Annotated in this window: 11 protein-coding genes; 4 read left to right on the top strand and 7 right to left on the bottom strand. The window is 69.0% G+C overall.

Translation table 11 applies throughout. The features are described 5' to 3' along the window. Positions 1-204 precede the first annotated feature (204 nt). Entirely contained in the window at positions 205-456 is a 252-nt protein-coding gene (locus tag ACVTJA_RS23030) for a hypothetical protein (protein ID WP_465840496.1), read from the top strand. A 16-nt stretch (positions 457-472) separates the two neighbouring features. Here ACVTJA_RS23030 and ACVTJA_RS23035 read toward each other — a convergent pair whose 3' ends face one another. Both ACVTJA_RS23035 and ACVTJA_RS23040 read right to left on the bottom strand, forming a co-directional pair. After that, on the bottom strand, positions 473-937 hold the full coding sequence (locus ACVTJA_RS23035) for a helix-turn-helix domain-containing protein (RefSeq protein WP_465839202.1): 465 nt from the start codon (positions 935-937) through the stop codon (positions 473-475). 78 nt (positions 938-1,015) lie between these two features. Beyond that, a complete protein-coding gene (locus tag ACVTJA_RS23040) occupies positions 1,016-6,091 on the bottom strand; it encodes a tetratricopeptide repeat protein (protein WP_465839204.1) in 5,076 nt (1,691 codons plus the stop codon). A 229-nt stretch (positions 6,092-6,320) separates the two neighbouring features. On the opposite strand from ACVTJA_RS23040, the gene ACVTJA_RS23045 reads away from it, so the two are divergent. The 3 genes from ACVTJA_RS23045 to ACVTJA_RS23055 all read left to right on the top strand — a co-directional run bounded on the left by ACVTJA_RS23045 (position 6,321) and on the right by ACVTJA_RS23055 (position 8,931). Then, positions 6,321-7,244 (top strand): hypothetical protein, encoded by a 924-nt coding sequence (locus ACVTJA_RS23045; protein ID WP_465839206.1) that lies wholly within the window; start codon positions 6,321-6,323, stop codon positions 7,242-7,244. 62 nt (positions 7,245-7,306) lie between these two features. Next, a complete protein-coding gene (locus tag ACVTJA_RS23050) occupies positions 7,307-8,056 on the top strand; it encodes an SDR family NAD(P)-dependent oxidoreductase (RefSeq protein WP_465839208.1) in 750 nt (249 codons plus the stop codon). After that, positions 8,053-8,931, top strand: coding sequence for an RNA polymerase sigma factor (locus ACVTJA_RS23055; RefSeq protein ID WP_465839210.1), 879 nt, complete (start codon positions 8,053-8,055; stop codon positions 8,929-8,931). The genes ACVTJA_RS23050 and ACVTJA_RS23055 overlap by 4 nt, the downstream gene beginning before the upstream one ends. 66 nt (positions 8,932-8,997) lie before the next feature. Here the strand turns inward: ACVTJA_RS23055 and ACVTJA_RS23060 are convergent, their stop codons facing one another. The 5 genes from ACVTJA_RS23060 to ACVTJA_RS23080 form a co-directional block, all read right to left on the bottom strand. Continuing rightward, positions 8,998-9,540, bottom strand: coding sequence for a GNAT family N-acetyltransferase (locus ACVTJA_RS23060; RefSeq protein WP_465839211.1), 543 nt, complete (start codon positions 9,538-9,540; stop codon positions 8,998-9,000). A 91-nt stretch (positions 9,541-9,631) separates the two neighbouring features. Then, a complete protein-coding gene (locus tag ACVTJA_RS23065; protein WP_465839213.1) occupies positions 9,632-12,319 on the bottom strand; it encodes a YncE family protein in 2,688 nt (895 codons plus the stop codon). A 235-nt stretch (positions 12,320-12,554) separates the two neighbouring features. Beyond that, positions 12,555-14,636: a M13 family metallopeptidase gene (locus ACVTJA_RS23070; protein ID WP_465840498.1), complete on the bottom strand. Its 2,082-nt coding sequence runs from the start codon at positions 14,634-14,636 to the stop codon at positions 12,555-12,557. 258 nt (positions 14,637-14,894) lie between these two features. Next, on the bottom strand, positions 14,895-17,357 hold the full coding sequence (locus ACVTJA_RS23075) for a S8 family peptidase (RefSeq protein ID WP_465839214.1): 2,463 nt from the start codon (positions 17,355-17,357) through the stop codon (positions 14,895-14,897). A 153-nt stretch (positions 17,358-17,510) separates the two neighbouring features. Further along, positions 17,511-18,935, bottom strand: a complete 1,425-nt coding sequence (locus tag ACVTJA_RS23080; protein WP_465839216.1) for a hypothetical protein — start codon at positions 18,933-18,935, stop codon at positions 17,511-17,513. Positions 18,936-18,956 lie beyond the last annotated feature (21 nt).

An 18,956-nucleotide genomic window follows, 5' to 3' on the forward strand; every position in this document is an offset into this window, starting at 1 on the left:
GTGTCGCTGGTGGGCCTTCCGTTTTTCAGGACGCGCGCGACCGCGGACTCCACCGGCGCACTCCCCACCCCTCAACTTTTTGGCTGCACGCGCCGACGGTGCCGGCCACGAAGTCACGGAACTCCGGGCGACCGATGACCAGGAATCAGCGCTTCCTGGAGACCATCAACATTCCTGCCGGCCTACAGCCCCGGCTTCAATCCCATCGAGCTGTGGTGGGCCGATTTGAAGCGGCAGCTGCGCAAGCTCGCCCTCGTGCCGTCGATGCGCTTGCCCAGGCGGTGCGGCGGCTCCGCGCTGCGACTCCTCTCGCGAAGCTCGCCGTTTGGTTCCGCCACTGCCTATACTTACTTTAGTTTCACTGCTCTCCGCGTCAGGCACTCTGCATCGCATTGGCTGAGTTCTTGTGCTCAACAGCCAATCTTGATGCTCTCCATTGTTCGTATGATGTCCTGATGAAACGAGCTCTCATCTACTTGCGTGGGCCTCGGATGACTGCGTAATAAACTGCTCGCCAGTTGTCAGGCGTATCCGGTTGCTTGGCGCCATAGTCGGCTGAGAGTAGCGCACGGATGATGTCGATTTGAACGGTCCGGTTAGCGCGCTCTTCCTCTTCTAGGAATTTTCGAAATGGCTCTGGCATTGCGGCTTTTAGCTGCGCAAGTTCTTGCTGATCTGATATTGCGTTGTCTGTAGCATCGTCTCGGGTGGGGCGAGAGTCAGTTACACTCTCAATAAGATCTGCCAAGGAAACATCAAGGGCTTTCCCGATCGCGCTTAATGCCCGGAGGCTCGGGCTGCCCGCGTGTCCGAGTTCCAATTCTTCGAAGGCGTTTCGGTCGATTCCCGCTTTTTCGGCAGCGGCATCTAGGGAGAGGTTACGAAGCTGGCGAAACTGGGTGATTCGAGCGCCCAGTTCTTTTGTGTTGATGGTCATTTGCGAATGCCACAGGTTGGGTGAGTGCCATTGCTTCCGTATTCTATCCTGTCGCAGCCATAGGTCGCGGTGGCGTCTCTACAGCGCCAGTCCCAGCCGCTGGCGCAGCCGGAAGAAGTCATCCGTGAAGGCCCAGGAGAGCAGGGTGCGCAGCCGCTCGCCCTCGCGGATGGCCTGGAGCACGGGCTCCTGGCTGTCCAGGCGCGCGCCGGCGAAGTTGGGGTCCTCGCGCAGCACCATGCTCAGGCCCACCGTCACGTCGCCGCAGATGAGCAGACCCGCCCGGTCCGCCGAGTAGTCCAGCGCGTCCAGCCACATGGGCAGCTCCAGCTTCTGGGCGCCGCCCAGCGCCATCGCCGGCATCTCCAGCGCCTTGAGCGCCTTGCGCGAGTACGCCTTGCGCAGCTGCTTCACCGACTCGTCGTTGCGCCGGCCCAGCGCGCCGAACTGCGGCGCGTGAATGCGGATGGAGCTGCCGATGAAGTCCGCCGTCTCGCCCTGCGACAGCTTCGCCAGCACCGCCGCCTTGTTCAGCAGACCCAGCGCCGCGCGGCCCAGCAGGAACTTCTGCTCGCGCGCGTTGAAGCGCCGCACCACGTCCTGGCCGATGCACACCGACAGGGGCTCCGTCGTCTCCAGCACCGCCAGCCCGCGCCGCGACTGGTACGCCTCGAACTCCTCCACGCCGAAGACGTTCGCCACCGTGCGCATGGCCTTGAACACCGCGGAGTCCTGCTTCAGCTTGTCCGTCTTGGGGTTCACGCCCACGACGTCGAAGCTCGGCGGGTAGACCTTCTCGAGCTGGTCTCCCACCGCGCGCAGCACCTCCAGCAGCGGCCCGCGAGCGGCCGGGTGCATCAGCACCGAGTCCACGTCCGCGGAGCCCAGCGACTCGCGCGCCTCCTGCGCAAGCTTCGCGCGGCCCTCCGAGTAGAAGACCTGCTCCACCTCGTTCGCCGCGCGCAGGAACTGCAGCACCGACGCCGCGCAGAACGCCTTGTCGTGCTGCTTCATGGCCTCCCACAGCTTGAACAGCGCGTGCACGCTGCTCACCCGCGTCGGGTCCTGCCGGAGAATCTGGCGGTGCTCTTCAATCGCCATGGGCACGGACGAGGTGTCGCGCGAGTACAGCTCCGCGAGCGCCGCCCGCGCTGTCAGGTTGGTGCCATCCGAGTCCACCACCTGCCGGTAGATGGCCGTGGCCCGGGCGGGCTCGGACAGCGGGCCGGAGTACAGGTCCGCCACGCGCATCCGCATCGCCGCCGAGCGCTTCGGGTCCACCGCCAACTGCGCCTGGGCCTGCGCCTCCAGCAACTGCGCCAGCTCCGGCAGGTTGCGAGCGCGCTCGTACAGCGCCACCAGCCGCTCGATGAGCGCCGGGTTGCCCGGCGTCAGCTCCAGCGCGCGGCGGTAGAGCGGGGTGGCCGCGGCCGCGTCGCCCAGGCCCTCGTCGTAGGTGCGCGCCAGCTCCAGCGTGAAGCGCGCCCGCGCCTCCGCCGGCAGCTCCTGCTGCAGCAGCTTGTGCAGGCAGTCCACCGCGCCCGCCCAGTTGCGCGCCTGCGCGTGCAGCGCGGCCAGCCGCTCCAGCGCCTCCAGGTTGCGGGGCTGGGTGGCCAGCACCGTCTGGAAGTGCGCCGCCGCGCGGCTCGCGTCGTTCAGGTGCGTGGCGTACAGGTTGCCCAGCGTCAGGTGGAGCTGCGTCAGCGTGCGCGCGTCTCCGCCCTGCTGCACGCGCTGGCTCAGCATGGCCGCCGCCTCGGCGTACTGCTGCGCCTCCAGCAACAGCGAGCCCCGCAGCTCCAGCGCCTCCGCGAAGCCCGGCTGCGCGGCCAGCGCCTTCTCCAGCAGCGCCAGCGCGCGAGGCCTGTCATTCAGCGCCGTGTGGTACAGCCGCGCCGCCGCCACGAAGCCCGTCGACGCGGCCGCGCCGTCCTTCAGCGCCAGCTTCGCCTCGGCGCGCCGCTCCTGCAGCGCCGCCAGGTCCGCCGAGCCGCCGCGCTGCGCGAGCAACTCCTCCAGGCCGGCCTGCGCGCCCGGGTGCAGCGGGTCCTTCTCCAGCGCTTGACGGTACAGCGCCGCTGCGCCCTCCGTGTCACCCAGCTTCCCGGCGGCCAGCTTCGCCGCGGCGATGAGGGCTTCGATGGCGCCGCGCGGGTCCCTGCTCGTGCGGGCCTCGGCCTCCAGGGCGCTCCGCGCACTGGAGAAATCCCCACGCTTGAGCGCCACGCGCCGCGCGCCCTGCAGCGCGGGCAGGCACTGCGGCTGCAGCTCCAATGCCTGACGGTAGAGGGCCGCCGCGCGCTCCAAATCATTGAAGCGCCCGTCCGCGAGCTCGGCGGTGCGCAGCAGCATCTCCAGCGCCTCGTCGGCGTCCTGCGCCGCCGCCAGCCGCATGGTGTAGAGGCGCGCCAGCCCCGAGGCATCTCCCGCCTGCCGCAGCCCGCGCTCCAGCACGAAGGCGAGCCGCGTGTCGGCCGGGTCCGCCTCGTAGGCGCGCTTGTACGCCTCCAGCGTCCCCTCCGCGGGCGTCTTGTCCAAATCCAGCGCGGCGGACAGGCGCAGCGCGGTGGCCAGGCGCGGGTCATTCACGCGCTCGGCGATGCGCTGGCGCAGCTCCGCGCGGCGGGGCCGGTCGGACGCGCGGATGCGCTCCAGCAGCGTGAGGGCGGTGAGGTTGCCGGGCTCCAGGCCCAGCACGGCCTCGGCGCACAGGGCCGCGCGCGACGGCTCCTGGAAGCGGTCCAGGTACAGCCGCGCCAGCTTCAGGTATGCCGTCACCTTGGCCACAGGCGTGCTGCCCACCTGCGTCTCTCGGTCCAGGATGGCCACCAGCTCCTTCACGTTGTCCTGCGCGAGGTACAGCCGCTCCAGCGCGCGCAGCGTGGCGGCGTGGCCCGGCGTCAGGCGCAGCACCTCCTGGTACGTGTCGATGGCGAGCTGCGGCCGCTGGAGCTGGTCCTCCCAGATGGTCGCCGCCTGGTACAGCGCGTTGGCGCGCTCCAGCGGGTCCGTGCGGTTGGCGGCCTCGGCGCGCAGCACCTCGACGAGGCTCTCCCACGCGCCGTTGGCGCGGTAGATGCGGGCCAGCGCGCGCAGCGCCGGGAAGTAGCTGGGCGCCAGCATCAGCGCCTCGTTGAACGAGGCGATGGCCTCGCTCTCCATCTGCAGCTTCTGCTCGTACAGCTCGCCAATCTTGTAGATGAGCGCCGCGGCCTGCTCGGTGTCCGACGAGGACTCCGACTCCGCGCGGTACATGTCGATGAGCTTCGTCCAGCGCCCGTCCTGCGCGTACAGCCGGCCCAGCGCCTTGAGCGCGGGCAGGTACGACGGGGACAGCGCCAGCACGCGCTCGTACGCGGAGATGGCACCCGCGCGGTCCTTCAGGTGCTCGTCGAGGATCTCCGCGTTGCGGTGCAAGAGCGACAGCACCTGCTTGGTGTCGCCCGCGAGCGACGCCTCCAGGTCATTCGTCTCCAGCAGCTCACGGTAGCGCCCGGCCCGCTCGTACAGCCGCGCGAGGTTGCGGATGGTGGGCAGGTGGTCCGACGCCAGGTCGAGGATGCGCTTCATGCACTCGATGGCGTGGTCCAGATCCCCGAGCCGGTCCTCGTACACCAGCGCCATCTTGTTCAGCGTGGTGATGAGCTGGTCGCGGTCCGACGTCTGGAGCAGGTCCTGCTCGTACATGGCCACCAGCTCCGCGAAGCGGCCCTGGCGCTCGTAGAGGCGGGTGAGGGCCTTCTGCGCGGGGAGGTAGCCCGGCTGGAGCTGGAGGCAGGTGTTGTACCGGGTGATGGCGTCCTCCTGCCGGCCCAGCCGCTCCTCCAGAATCTCCGCCGCCTTGTACATGCGGGCGGCCTTCTGCTTCGCGTCCTCGGCGGCGGCCACCTCCGCGTCGAACACGGAGACCAGCCCCTCCCAGTTCTGCATGCGGTAGTACAGCTTGCCCAGTCCCGCGAGCGCCGCCGAGTGGCCGGGGATGCGCGCCACAATCGCCTGGTAGCGCGCGGCCGCGTCCGCCTCGCGCTTCAGCGTCTCCTCGTAGAGCGCGGCCAGCCGGAGGTTGGTGGCCACCAGCTCGCTCTCGTCGTTGAGCGAGCCCACGCGCACCAGCAGCACGTCCGCCAGCTCCTCGTAGCGGCCCTGCGTCTCGTAGATGCCGGCCAGCTCGCTCAGCACCAGCGGTTCGTTGGGCGCCACGCCGCGCGCGTCGAGCAGCGCGGCCAACGCCTCCTCCTTGCGGCCGGCGCGCTCACACACCTTGGCGATCTGCAGGTACGCGGGCGCGGCCTGGGCGCCCAGCGCGGTGGCTTCAGCCGTCAGCACCTCGAGCAGCTCGTCGGTGCGGCCCTCGCGCTCGGACAGGCGCTTCATCGCCGCGAGCAGCTGGAGGTCCGAGCGGTCCAGCGCGAACGCCTGACGGAAGAGGACGGCGGCCGAGTCGCGCTGCTTCAGCCGCTCCTCCAGCAGGAGGCCCGCGGCGGTGAGGTAGTGCGCGCGCAGGGACGGCTGGTGCACGGCGGCGGACAGCAGGCGGTACACCTCCACCAGCGCGTGCGAGTCGTTGCGCGCGGCATAGACGGACTCGAGCTGGGTGAGGACGACGACGTCGGTGGGCCGGCGCTCCAGGCACAGCTTGAGGCAGGCGGTGGACTCCTCGTCGCGGGACAGGCGCTCCTGGAGGATGATGCCCTTCTCGAAGAGGAGCGCGGCCTGGTGGCGCGCGTCCTCGGTGGCGGTGAGCTCGGCATCCAGGAGCTGGAGCACCATCTGCCAGTTGCCCACGTCCGCGAAGAGGCGGCGCGCGGCGCGGATGTTGACGAGGTACTTCGGCGCCAGCTTGTACGCGCTCTGGAAGGCCACCGCGGCGTTGCGCGGGTTCTTCAGCGGCTCCTCCCAGAGGAGGCCCACCTCGTGGAAGAGGAGTGCGGCGGCCTGCGGCTCGGTGGCGCTGAGTGCACGGGCCTCGCGCTCCAGCGAGGCGATGCGCTCACGGGCCTCGTCCTCGGCGCTGGTGTTGGCCGGCGCGGGAAGCTGGCTGGTGGACTGGGCGAGCGTCTCGGTAGCCGTTGCCGCGGGCCTCGCGGGTGCACCAGGCACGGGCGGAGAAGTCACGGGGACAGCGGGCCGCGGTACGTCGTTGCGCTCACTCATGAGAAGACGACTCCGAATGGCCAATGCGGGGATGGCAACCTGGCCGGCTTCGGTCGTAACACGCGCTTGCCCGGTCTCTCAACTTCCCGACTTTCCTGACGATTTGGGCGGCAGTCCCCCCAGCGGACGGGCAGGCGGGAGGGGGCAGGAGACCCGGTGCTAGCATGCGCCTGCTTCGCCACCAGCCGGCCGCGCGCTCCCTCCGCCGCGGCGAGAGGGGAGACTGGCCATGAACCGCCGTGCCCGCGTCGTCCGTGCCGTGCTCGTGCTGCTGGGGCTCTCCGGGCCCGCGCTCGCCGCCGAGCCGGAGGTGGACGGGCTCGTCATCGGCAAGACGCGCTGTGATGACGCCATCCGCGCCCTGTACGCGAGGGACCGCGAGCGCGTGCAGGCGATGACGGAGACGCCCGGCGAGGGCTCCATGGAGCTGAACGGGCTGCGGGCCCTGCTCGGAAAGCCGAAGGGCGACAAGACGTCCTACAAGGTCCTCTACGCGGAGGAGTCGAAGCGCGACGAGCAGAAGGACCTCGAGGCCGCGGCGAAGGGCCCGGACCTGCCCGGACTCAACACGGAGGAGTGCAACCCGTTCGGGTACCTGTCCATGCACGAGATGGCCACCCGGGCGCTGAACCTCTCCGCGCCGGTGCGGGTGGATGTCGCGGCGCTCGGCGCGAAGAAGTGCCCCTACGGGGCCAACTTCGTCAGCGTGGCGGTGACGGCCCACCGGGACGGACGGCTCCTGTGCCTGGATGGCGTGGTGGGCGTCTACTCGAAGCTGCTCCGCGCGGAGCTGCCGAAGGTGCGGCAGGAGTGGACGGCGAAGCAGGGGGCGCCCAGGGAACTGGGCATCGAGGCGCTCACGCTCGACACCGACACGATGACGGCGGCGCGCTTCCAGTCCGGAGCGGCCTTCCGAAGCGAGGACGGCGCCGTCGTGCTCACCGGCTTCGGCATCCCTCCTGGCGGGCCCGTGAGCGTCACGAAGAAGGGGAAGGACTTCGCCTACAAGACGCCCACCGAGCTGACGTACGACACGATGACCGAGGTCATGTACGTGTCGCGGGCCGCGGTGGAGGCGCTGGAGAAGGACAAGAAGCTCTACGACGGGTTCGCCGCCAAGGCGGCCGCCGCCCGGAAGAAGAAACGCCGATAGCGGTCTGTAACACCCGGACAATTCGTGGGTCCAACCTCCCGACTCGAACACGGAGGTTGCACATGAAGAAGCTTGCTCAGAAGGTCGCGGTCGTCACGGGTGGTACCAGCGGAATCGGACTCGCCACGGCGCGGTTGCTCGCGGAGGAAGGGGCGAAGGTCGTCGTCTTCGCGCGCTCCGAGGCGAGCCTGGCGGAGACGGTGAAGTCGCTCGGGCCGAACGCACACGCAGTGCGTGGGGACGTGACGCGCGTGGCGGACCTGGAGCGCCTGTTCCAGGAGACCCGCGAGCGGTTTGGCGGAATCGACGTCCTGTTCGCGAACGCGGCGGTGGTGAAGGTGGCGCCCATCTCCGACACCTCCGACGCGCTGTTCGACGAGCTCGTCGGGGTGAACATGAAGGGGACGTTCAATACGTTGAGGCTGGCCATGCCGCACCTCAATGCCGGCGCGTCGGTGGTGGTGACGACGTCGTGGCTCAATCGCATCGGCTTCGAGGGCGCGAGCGTGCTGAGCATGACGAAGGCCGCGCTGCGTTCGCTCGTCCGGGTGGCCGCCGCGGAGCTCGCGCCGCGAGGGATTCGCGTCAACGCGGTGTGCCCTGGAGCCATCGAGACGCCACTGTGGGGCAAGCTGGGACTGCCCGCCGAGCAGCTCGAGGCCATGGGAGCGGGGCTCACCGCGCAGATTCCGGTGAAGCGCTGGGGGCGCTCCGAGGAGCTGGCCCGCGCTGTGCTGTTCCTCGCGACGCCCGACTCGTCGTATGTCACGGGAACGGAGCTCGCGGTCGATGGAGGACTGCGCCAGGTATGACGTCGCGCCACGACAATCCCTTCCATTCCGGGTACGACACCGACACGGACCGCGGCCTCGTGGAGCGCGCGGTCGACGGAAGCAAGGACGCGCTGCGCGAGCTCGTCTCGCGGCACCAGCCCTTCGTCTACAACCTGGCCCTGAAGATGTGCGGAAGGCGGGAGGACGCCGAGGACCTCACCCAGGAGGTCTTCGTGAAGGTCATCACGTCCCTGCGCACCTTCAGGGCGGAGAGCGCGTTCCGGACCTGGCTCTATCGCCTCACCGTCAATCACCTCCTGAAGAGCCGCCGGCGCGGGATGGAGGTGCTGGTCGACGACTTCGAGACCTACTTCGCCGCCGTCGCGGCGATTCCAGACGAGGCGCTGAATCCACACGAGCTGCGGGACGCTGACCGCACGGTCGAGGAGCTGCGGATCCGCTGCACGACGGGCATGTTGATGTGCTTGGACCGTGAGCAGCGAATCGTCTACGTGCTCGGAGAGCTGTTCGGGGTGGACCATCAGCTGGGCGGGGAGATTCTGGAAATCTCTCCGGGGAACTTCCGCGTCCGGCTCACCCGCGCGCGGAAGGACTTGTACAGCTGGATGAACCAGCGCTGCGGGCTGGTGAACCTGGCCAACCCGTGCCGGTGCGCCAAGAAGACGCGGAGCCAGGTGCGCAGCGGTGCGGTGGACCCTGAGCACCTCGTGTTCAACGCCGACTACGTGGACAGAATCGAGGCCCTCACGCGCAACAAGTCGTCAGAGGTCATCGACACCGTCGAGCAGCTCCACCAGCGGGTCTTCCTGGAGCACCCGCTCCAGGTCAGTCGCTCGAAGGTGGTCGACGAGGTCCTCGGGAACGACACCCTGCGCACGTTCTTCGGCATCTAGGCGGAAGTGCCGGCGCTCTCGGCGTGGTGCCTCGCCGAGAGCGGCCGGCAGAAGCCCGGCGTGCGTCTACTTCCGCCGGGCCCGCCACTCCTCGCGGCTCTGTCCCCAGGCCTCGATGACGGCGGTTTCATACGGCGGTGGCATCTGCACCGGGCCGAGGAGCTTCGAGCCGAGCCTCCGTGCCACCTCCGCGGACGGCGTGTTCTCCGGCGCGATGCAGTGGATGACGCGCGTCCACCCCAGCGTGTCGAAGGCCCAGTCGATGGCCGCCGTCGCCGCCTCGGTGGCGTAGCCCTTGCCCCACGCGCTGCGCAGCAGGCCCCAGCCAACCTCGGTCCCCGGCCAACCCTCCGGCATCCACGGGCCGATGCGGCCCACCCACTTTCCCGTGGACTTCTCCAGCACGGAGAACATGGCGAAGCCCTGCAAGGCCCATGAGCCCGCCATGGCACTCATCGCCCGCCACGCCACGGAGCGCGGCTGCACGCCCCCGATGAAGCGCGCGGACTCCGGGTCCTCGATGATTGCCGCGAACCCATCCAGGTCCTCCAGCGCAGTGGGTCGCAGGATGAGGCGCGCGGTCTGCAGCGTCGGTCCGGGGGCAATCATGTTCGGTCTCCAAAAAACGAAGGGGCGGAAGGCGAACCGTATATCGCCTCCCACCCCTATCGTCCCTCAGTGACTCATGTGAACGTTCAGTTCACTCGTCACCGTCGAGCACGCCGTCCAAATCACGGTCGATGCCGACGCGCTGGCCCGAGCCCGGCGGCGTGCACGTGTACGTCAGCACGCCGTTGTTCTGGACGATGCCCTGGCGCAGCTGCGCATCGAAGAGCTGCGGCACCACGGCCCGGTCCGCCTTGAACTTCGAGCCGCCCACGTACAGGAGGCCCACGTCGTAACCGGACACGCGGCCCTTCGCCACGAGGTCGCACTCACCCGCGTCCGCGCGCTGGCGGAGCAGGTCGATGCGCGGGCCCGCGAGGGACGGGTTGCTCGCGGTGAGCGTCACCTGCTGCCCGACGATGGGCGCCAGGTTGCTCTCGAAGGCGAACATGTACTGCTCCATGTTCTTCTTCGCGGCGAAGCCCTCCGGCGTGTCGGGGATGCCCACCGAGTTGAAGATGGGGTGGAAGTCGAACCCGCTGTTGAAGTGGAACAGCGTCGGAATCGCGCCGTCGCTGTTGAAGCCGATGCCGCGCACCTGGTCTCCCAGGAACGAGTCCGCGGGCGAGTTGCCGAAGGGGAACCCGGCGCCGAACATGCCGACCTTCTGGTACATGTTCCGCAGGTGCGGGACCTTCGGGAACAGTGGCTCCGCGTCGAAGGACGACTTGCCGTCCGTGCCGAAGAAGCCCTTGAACGGGCCCTCGGACGGGTTCGCATTCACGTCCACGCGGTGGCAGGACTCGCAGGAGCCGTGGAAGAAGCTCGTGGTGCCGACGAAGAAGTCGCGGCCCGCCTGCTGCTCCGGCGTGAGCGAGTTGTCCAGCCGGCGGATGGGGTTCGGCGGGTACATGAGCTGGAGGGCGAAGTCGGTGAACTTCTGCAGGTCCTGCTCGGAGAGCTGCGAGTTGCGGCCGAGCAGGTCCATGAACGCGGGGTTGAACTGCTTGAAGGCCGCGGCCTCGTCGAAGGCGCCGCTGTTCGGCTGGACGCTCGGGGCGTCGGCGCCAGCAGTACGGTCTCCGCGCCAGTGCATGGCGCCGTGGTTCGCCATGCCGCGCAGGCTCTGCGTGGACAGGGGGCCCTTCATCGGGTGGAACGACGTGTCCTGACCGAAGGTGGGGTCCGGGCCGAACTCGGCCAGCACGGGCACCACCGGGTTGAAGTTGGCCTTCACCGGCGCGTCCGGGTTGCCGAGGTCCCACGTGGTGCTGTCGAAGTCACCGAAGATGTGGCAGCTGCCGCACGAAGAGTCACCGTGGCTGGAGCTGTTCCGCGCGTCGTAGAGGAACGGACGTCCCGCGACGATGCTCGCCGGCTCCGGGTTGAACATGGGCAGGTGGGCCACTTCCTGCTTCGTGCTGGTGTTCACCACGGAGATGGCGTTGTCGAAGCGGGTGAGCACGTAGAGCCGGCCGCGCGCCTCGTCCAGCACCACGCCGGTGGGGCCGCCGCCGGTGAGCTCGACCTGGTTCGCCGTGCTCGGCACGAAGGTGTCCGACTCCAGCGCCGCCGTGGAGTACACGCCCAGCTTCGAGGAGCCGAAGGCCGCGACGTACAGCGTGGCGCCGTCGGACGTCACCGTCATGCCCGTCGGCTGCGCGAGGCTCTTCTCGCTCTCCGCGTTGGGCGCGGGCGCGCAGCACACGGCGTAGTTGATGTGCTTGTTCAGGTGCCGGGGCGTGACGCTGCCCGGGCCGCCCAGCACGGTGATTCGGCTCTCGTGCAGGTGACCGCGCAGGCTGCTGCCGGCCAGGGTGCCGGGGCCCTCGAAGCGCAAGTCGTTCCGCGCCTCGGTGTTGCTCACGTAGACCTTCCCGTTCACCGGGTTGACGGCCATGTTGAACAGGATGGTGCCCACGCCCGAGTAGAAGCCCGCGGTGCCGGAGACCTGCACCGGCGGATTCGCGGTGGCGGAGATGGCGAAGACGTCCTTGTCCGGCAGCGAGAAGGGCATCTGCTGCGTCCACGGGCGGCCCAGGATGTCGAGCCAGTCCTGGCCGTTGTACTTGACGATGACGGACACCTCGGTGGCCGGCACGCCCTGGAAGTTGGCGTTGGGGCCGGGCACGCCACCGGCCGCCTCGCCGCCGTTGGGCACGAGGCTCTCGTGCACCACCGACGTGCGGTTGCCGGAGTGGAATGCCGCCGCGTACACGCGCGAGCCATCCGGCGAAACCGCGAGCGCGCGCGGCGTGTCGCTGAACAGCCGGACGATGGTGAGTGGGGTGCCGCCCAGCGTGCCGCCCAGGTTGTCCGAGTCGAACACCCAGACGTCCGCGCGGCCGATGCCCGGCGTGGTGAGCTGCGGGTCGAACGGCGCGTTCTGCCCACGGTGCGCGGCGGTGATGAAGGCGCGCTTCTTGCCCGGGCCCGCGAAGACGATGTCGCGCGGCTCGTCACCCACGAGCAGCGTCCGCGTCACCGTGCCGCTGCTGCCATTCGCGTCGATGCGCACCACGCTGACGCTGTCGGACAGGTGGTTGACGACCCAGACCTCGTCGTTGGTGCGCGCGGCGACGGCCACGGGCTCGAGGCCCACGGGCACCGAGCCCCGGTGGACGAGACCGCTGCTCTCCACCCCGAAGATTTCCAACCGGTTGTCCGGCGTGTTGGCGGCGAAGAGCAGCTTGCCGTTGGGCGAGAGCGCCAGGGGCCGGACCTGGCCGCTCTCGAAGAGGGTGAAGTGGGCCGCGGAGGCGGTGACGCTCACGAGGAGCATTGCCGCGAGCACTGCTGTCGATATGCCACGGCTCAGAGCCGTGCCTGGGACCTTCATGGTGCCTCGCTCGAGGGGGTCGGACGACGTGCCATCCGGAATACGGAGGCACGGGGATGCGCGGGTTGCGCGCCGCGAGCGTAGGGCTTTGGGTTCAGCGAAATACAGAACCGCCCGGGGCGGGGGACGGGGTCTCCGTCCCGCCGTCACCGGGCGGGTCCGTGGATACCTCCAGCGACTACCAGATGCGGACGCGCTGGTCCGGCGTCAGGAAGAGCTGCTGACCGGGCTGCACGTCGAAGGCCTGGTACCAGGCGTCGTTGTTGCGCACCGTCAGCGCGCGGTACTGGCTGGGCGAGTGGCCGTCCGTCAGGAGGATGCGGCGCAGCAGCGGCTCGCGGTACTTGTTGCGCCACACCTGGGCGAAGCCGAGGAAGAAGCGCTGGTCGCCCGTGTAGCCGTCAATCACTGGCGCCGGCTTGCCGCCCAGCGACAGCTTGTAGGCGTCATACGCCACGGCCATGCCGGCCACGTCGGCGATGTTCTCGCCCAGCGTCAGGTCGCCGTTGACCTTCAGGTCCGGCAACGCCTGGTAGGTGTTGTACTGCTCGGTGAGCGCCTTGCCGGCGGCCTGGAAGCGCGCCTCGTCCTCCTTCGTCCACCAGTTGGCCAGCTTGCCGTGCGCGTCGAACTTCGCGCCGGTGTCGTCGAAGCTGTGCGAAATCTCGTGGCCGATGACGGCGCCGATGCCGCCGTAGTTGATGGCCGGGTCCGCGTTGGCGTCGAAGAACGGCGGCTGGAGGATGGCGGCGGGGAAGATGATGCTGTTCTGCTGCGGCGAGTTCAGCGCGTTCACCAGGTGCGGCACCATGAACCACTCGGTGCGGTCCACCGGCTGGCCCAGCTTGGCCAGGTTGCGCTTGAGCTCGAAGAGGGACGCGCGCTCCGCGTTGCCGTAGGCGTCGTCACGCGAAACCTGGAGCGCGGAGTAGTCCCGCCACTTCGCCGGATTGCCGATGCTCGTCTGGAGCGTGCCGACCTTCTCCTTCGCCTTGGCCTTCGTCTCGGGGGACATCCAGGTGAGCGCGTCCACGCGCTTGCCGAAGGCCTCCACGATGTTGCGGACCATCGTGTCCGCGGCGGCCTTCACCTCGGGCGGGAAGTACTTCTCCACGTACAGCTTGCCCACCGCCATGCCCATGGCGCCGTTGGTGAAGTCGATGCCGCGCTTCCAGCGGGCCCGCAGCTCCTTCGCGCCGGCGAGCACCTTGCCGTTGAAGTTGAAGCTCTCGTCCACGAAGGCCTTGGGCAGGAAGCCCGCGTTGCGCGCGACGGCGCGGAAGGTCAGGTAGTCCTTCCAGGCCTGGATGGGCTCGCTGCCGACGAGCTTGGAGATGCCGGTGAGCGCGCTCGGCTGCCACACCAGGACCTGCGGCTGCTGCGCGAGGCCGGCGGCGGTGAAGAACGCGTTCCAGTCGAAGCCCGGGGCCTTCTTCGCGAACTGCTCGCGCGGCCAGGGGTTGTTCGTCTTGGTGATGTCGCGCGAGTCGACCTGGGCCCAGTGGGCCTTCGCAATCTTCGTCTCCAGGTCGATGACGCGCTTGGCGCGGGCCTCGGGCTCGGACAGGCCCGCCAGCTTCAGCATGGTGGCGATGTGCTGCTCGTACGCCTTGCGCACCTCGTTGAAGCGCGGGTTGTCGACCAGGTAGTAGTCGCGGTCCGGCAGGCCCAGGCCGCCCTGGAGGAGGTACGGGGCGTAGCGGGTCGGGTCGTTCAGGTCCTCGGCAATCCAGAGGCCGAAGATGCGGCTCGTGGTGATGTTACCGGTGTTGAGCGCGTCCACGTCGGCGCGCAGGCCCGCGCCCAGCTCGGCGGACAGCTGCTTCTTGTTGGACAGGGCGGCGATACGGTCCAGCTCGGGCTTGAGCGGGGCGATGCCCTTGGCCTCGATGCCGGCCTCGTCGACGTAGCTGGCGAAGAGGTCGCCAATCTTGCGGGCCTCGCTGCCCTCGGGGGCATTGGCCTGGGCTTCAATCAGCTCGCGGGAGCGCTGGTCGGCCTGCTCCGCCAGCTTCGTGAACATGCCGTAGCTGGAGCGGTCGGCGGGAATCTCCGTCTTGTCCAGCCACGCGCCGTTGGCGTACCGGTAGAAGTCGTCACCGGCCTTCGTGGCCTTGTCCATGCCGTCGAAGTCGAAGCCGAAGGAGCCGTACGTGGGCTTCGGCGCGGGAGCGGCGGCGGGGGTCGCGGCGGCGGGGCTCTCCGCGGGAGTGGCGGGCTGCGTCTTCTCCGCCGGAGCGGAGGACGCGCAAGAGGTCATCAGCGCGGAGGCGCACACGGCGATGACTCCGCGCGTCGCGACCGGGAAACGACGAGGGTGAAGTTTCAAGGTGAGGCTCCTGAACGAGAATCCACTGCGCCGGCCCGGAGGTGAGCCCCCCGGGGCCTTCGAGACCTGGGGATATAGACGGTCTGGCGCATGGAGTGGGGCCGCGAACAGCGGGACGGGCAATTTCATCCCGTCCCGCTTGCGAGATGCCCAACGGATGACGCTCTGCTTCAGGAGCCGGGTCCGGCGCTACCGGGCGGCCCAGTTGAGGTACCAGCCGGCCTGGTTGGCGATGGCGGGGGTGATGCCCGGGTAGTTGATGTACACGCGGAAGCCGGTGGCCGTGCGGTCATAGATGGCCGTGGCGCCATAGGCCTGCCAGTTGCCGGAGTCGCCACCCAGCGACGTGAAGTACAGCGGCGCCACCGTGTTGCCGCAGGACGCCGTATTCACATCCAGGTAGATGCCGTCGGTGCTGTACTGCTGCCAGGCCGTGGACCCATACGCCGTCTGCCCCGTGCAGAGCCCGGCCTGGCGCACGTTGTTGGGCGTGGCCTGCCAGTTGAGGTGCCAGCCCCAGGCGTTGGCCGTGGCAGGAGTGATGCCCGGGTAGGAGACGTAGACGCGGAAGCCCGTGGCCGTGGCGCCATAGATGGCCGTGGCGCCGGAGGCCTGCCAGTTGCCGGAGTCACCGCCCAGCGCTGTGAGGTACAGCGGCGTCGCGGAGAAGCCGCAGGCCGACGTGTTCACATCCAGGTAGATGCCGTCGGCGCTGTACTGCTGCCAGCCCGTGGAGCCGTACGGCGTCTGACCGGTGCACAGCGTGGACTGCCGCAGGTTGTTGGGGGTGGCGTGCCAGTTGAGGTGCCAGCCCAACTGGTTCGCCAGGGCCGGGGTGATGCTCGGGAAGCGGATGTACACGCGGAAGCCCGTGGCCGTGGCGCCATAGATGGCCGTCGCGCCGATGCTCTGCCAGTGGCTGGAGAGACCACCGAGGGACGTGAAGTACAGCGGCGCCGAGGTGAAGCCACAGCCCGACGTGTTCACGTCGAGGTAGATGCCGTCGGTGCTGTACTGCTGCCAGTTCGTCGCGCCCTGCGTCGTCTGGCCCTTGCAGGCCGTACCGCCGGTGAGGACGCGGGAGATGGCCTGACGCAGGTTGGGCAGGCGCCCGATGTTCTGGCTGGACGCGGCCTGGGGCGTGCCCGTCTCCGCGAGAATCTGCCGGACGGTGACAGGGGCGAGCGAGCCCCGGCCACTGGCCCGGGCTACGCCCTGGAGGCTGGCGACCGCGCCGGTGACGATGGGCGAGGCGCTCGAGGTGCCGCTGAAGGAGGCCGTGTAGTACTGGTCCTCGCCGCTGGCGAACAGGTCGCCATAGCCCATGGAGTAGACCTGCTCACCCCAACCGTGGACGTCCACGCGGCTGCCGTAGTTGGTCCAGCACATGGGCACGCGCGTGGTGGCCGTGCTGGCGCCCACGATGATGGCGCCCGAGTCGCGCACGTTGCGATTGAAGGCGTTGCCGTACGCGGCGTTGTCCAGGTCGGCACTGCCGTTGCCGGCGGCCTCCACCACGGTGACACCGTTGGCCGTCGCCGTGGCGATGGCGTCGTAGTTGGCCTGCCAGTACTCCATCGCGATGTAGTTGCACTGGCTGGTGTTGCACGTGCACGCCGTGCCGTCCGAGGGACCCTGCGAGTGCAACTCGATGAGCACGACGCCGCCAGCGCCCGCGGCGGTCGCCGCCTGGGAGATGGCCGTGGCGGTGCCCACGGTGTAGCTCTGCACGCCGGCCTGCGCTTGATGGGCGATGCCCGTCACGCCATACGCGTTGGCGACGCTCACCATCTCACCGAGCACGGCGGTGCCGTGGTTGCGCCATCCGATGTCGTTGACCTGGGTGCCGCCCTGGAAGAAGAGGCCCGGCATGTCCTCGTGCGTGGTGCGCCAGCCGCCTTCCACGTCGACAATCTTCACGCCTGCGCCCGCGCCGCCGGCCACCGTCCACGCATAGCGCGCGTCGATGCCGGAGGGCGCCGGGTTGAGGTAGCCCTGGTTGTTCTCATACAGCGGCGTGGTGGGAGGAATGTCCGCCGCGGCGAGCAGGCTGCGCACCGCCTCGCTCATTCCGAAGTCCACCATGGCGGGCTCCGGACGGGGCTCCGCGTAGGCCACCTCCACGCTGTCCAGCGCGTTGAGGCGCTCCACCAGCGCGGCCACGTCCGCCGCACGGGTGCCGGGCAGCAGGGGCACCTCGAAGTAGAGGTTGAGGTCCGCGAGCTGCCGGCCGCCGCGCTCCTCACCGGTGCGCTTGCGCTCGGACAGCAGCGACTCGTCCTCCTTGAAGAGCCGGTCCACGCCGCTGATGCGCGGCGCGCGCTCCGCCAGCGCGAGCACCGAGGCCACGTCCGACTCCAGCCGCGTGTCCGACAGGCCACGCTGGGCGAGCAGTGCGCGCTCGTCCTGTCCGCGCTCCTGGGTGAGCGCCACCATGCGGCCACCGCGCAGGCGCACGCGTGAGCCCTCGTGGAACTTCACGATGAGCCGCTCCACCGGCACATCCACCGCCAGCCGGGACTGCGACTTGTTCGCGACGGGCCGCTCCTGCAAATCATTGGGCGCCGCGTCCGCGAAGGGGGCGGCGAGCATGCCCAGCCCGAGGGCCAGGCCTCCGAACCGTGAAACAGCGAATGAGCTGCGTGGCTTCATCTGCGCTCCTCCTGGTGATGGTGCGGAGGGCAGCGAAGCATGCGGGCCTGACAGTTAATACGGCTTATTCGTGAATATTGAGTCTCGCTGTATCCTGCATGGGTCGCGGGGAGGGCAGGGCGACACCGCCCCCGCCGCTCCCGGTGCGCGCTGTTACTTCGCGAGCCACGCGGCGAAGCGCTTGTCGAGGAGGGGTGCAGCCTTGTCGACGGCTTCCCAGGTGTCTTCGTTCAGCTTCGGCTCATCGTGACCGAACGGGCCCTTGCGTTTGCCGAACGTCTTGATGAGGTCCGCCGTAATCCACAGGTCGTTCATGTTGTGGAACCAGCGATACGCCATCTGCCTGAGCCCGGGCGCATCACGGAGGTGGTCGTCCCAGAGGCCGCGCGAGAGCGCCTGCTTCACGAGCTCCGAGCCTCGTGCCTTGCGCTTGGAGACTGCGTCGAGCAGCTCGCGATGCGCCGCGAATCGCGAGGCGTCCAACAGGCCTCGCGTCGCGGCATAGCCGACGAAGAGCCCGGTCGTGACATCGGGACGGGGCTCGAGCTCAGCGGCGCTCTTCACCGAGACGGTGACGGAGAGGCCGTCATCGTACTCGAGCACGAGCGACACGTGTCCCGAGGTGTCGAGCTCGCGGGTCCAGTACGCGACGGTGAGCTCATCCTCGTCCGCGAAGGCGGCCGCGCGGTCGGTGGGCGGTCCGAGCACCTTGGTGACGTCCGCCTCCGAGGCCACCTTCCACGGCACTCCCAGAACCGTCTCGCCAATCTTCGACCTCACCCATGCATGGGTGACGTAGGGGATGAACGTCTTGGACGTCTTGGGAATCGGCGGGAAGGCTTCGTTCAGGACGTTGTGCGAGAAGACGAGCTCGACGCCGTGCTTGGACGCCTCCACGTTCGCCGAGTCATTGTTCTCGGTGGTGGACTGCGGCACCTTCTTGCCGAGCACCTCCGTCACATAGGCGATGACCTCGGGGGAGTCCGCGCGTCGTCCGAGGACCGACGCGAGGCGCTGCACCTTCGGGCCGAGCTCCTTCATCACCGCCGTCGGCTTGAACGTGGGCGCGGCCACCGCCTGCGCCGTCGCGGGCGCCGGGACGCCACCATCGAGCCAGGCCGCGAAGTCGAAGTCCTTCACCTTCGGCGCCTTGACCTTCTTCTCCTTCAGCCACGCGGCCAGTGCCTTCCGTCCGGACGCAGCCTCCTCGTCGTCGAGGTCGTGGATGTCCGTATCGCCCTGGGACCAGAGCTTCAGGAACTCCTCGAGGCTGTTCGCGATGGTCCGTGCCTCGCCCTCGGAGCCGAGCAGCGCCACCGCGGGTGGCGCCCCGGCCCCGGGGTTCACGAGAGCGAGCATCGAGCCATCCGGAAGACTCAGGAACGCGAAGGCCTCGCGACGGAGGCGGTCCGCCTTGTCCGGGGCCCACTCCTTCGGGATGGCCTCCGCGGCCAGCGCATCGAACCATCCCAACGTCCCATGCTGCTGCGTGCGAACGAAGTCGCCGACGTCCGTGAGCAGCGGCGGCAGCACATGCCCCTTGGGAGCCGCCGAGAGCTTGACCGTGTATTTCGCCATGCGCGGCAGCTTCGATCGCCT

Source organism: Pyxidicoccus sp. M6 (assembly GCF_055568925.1).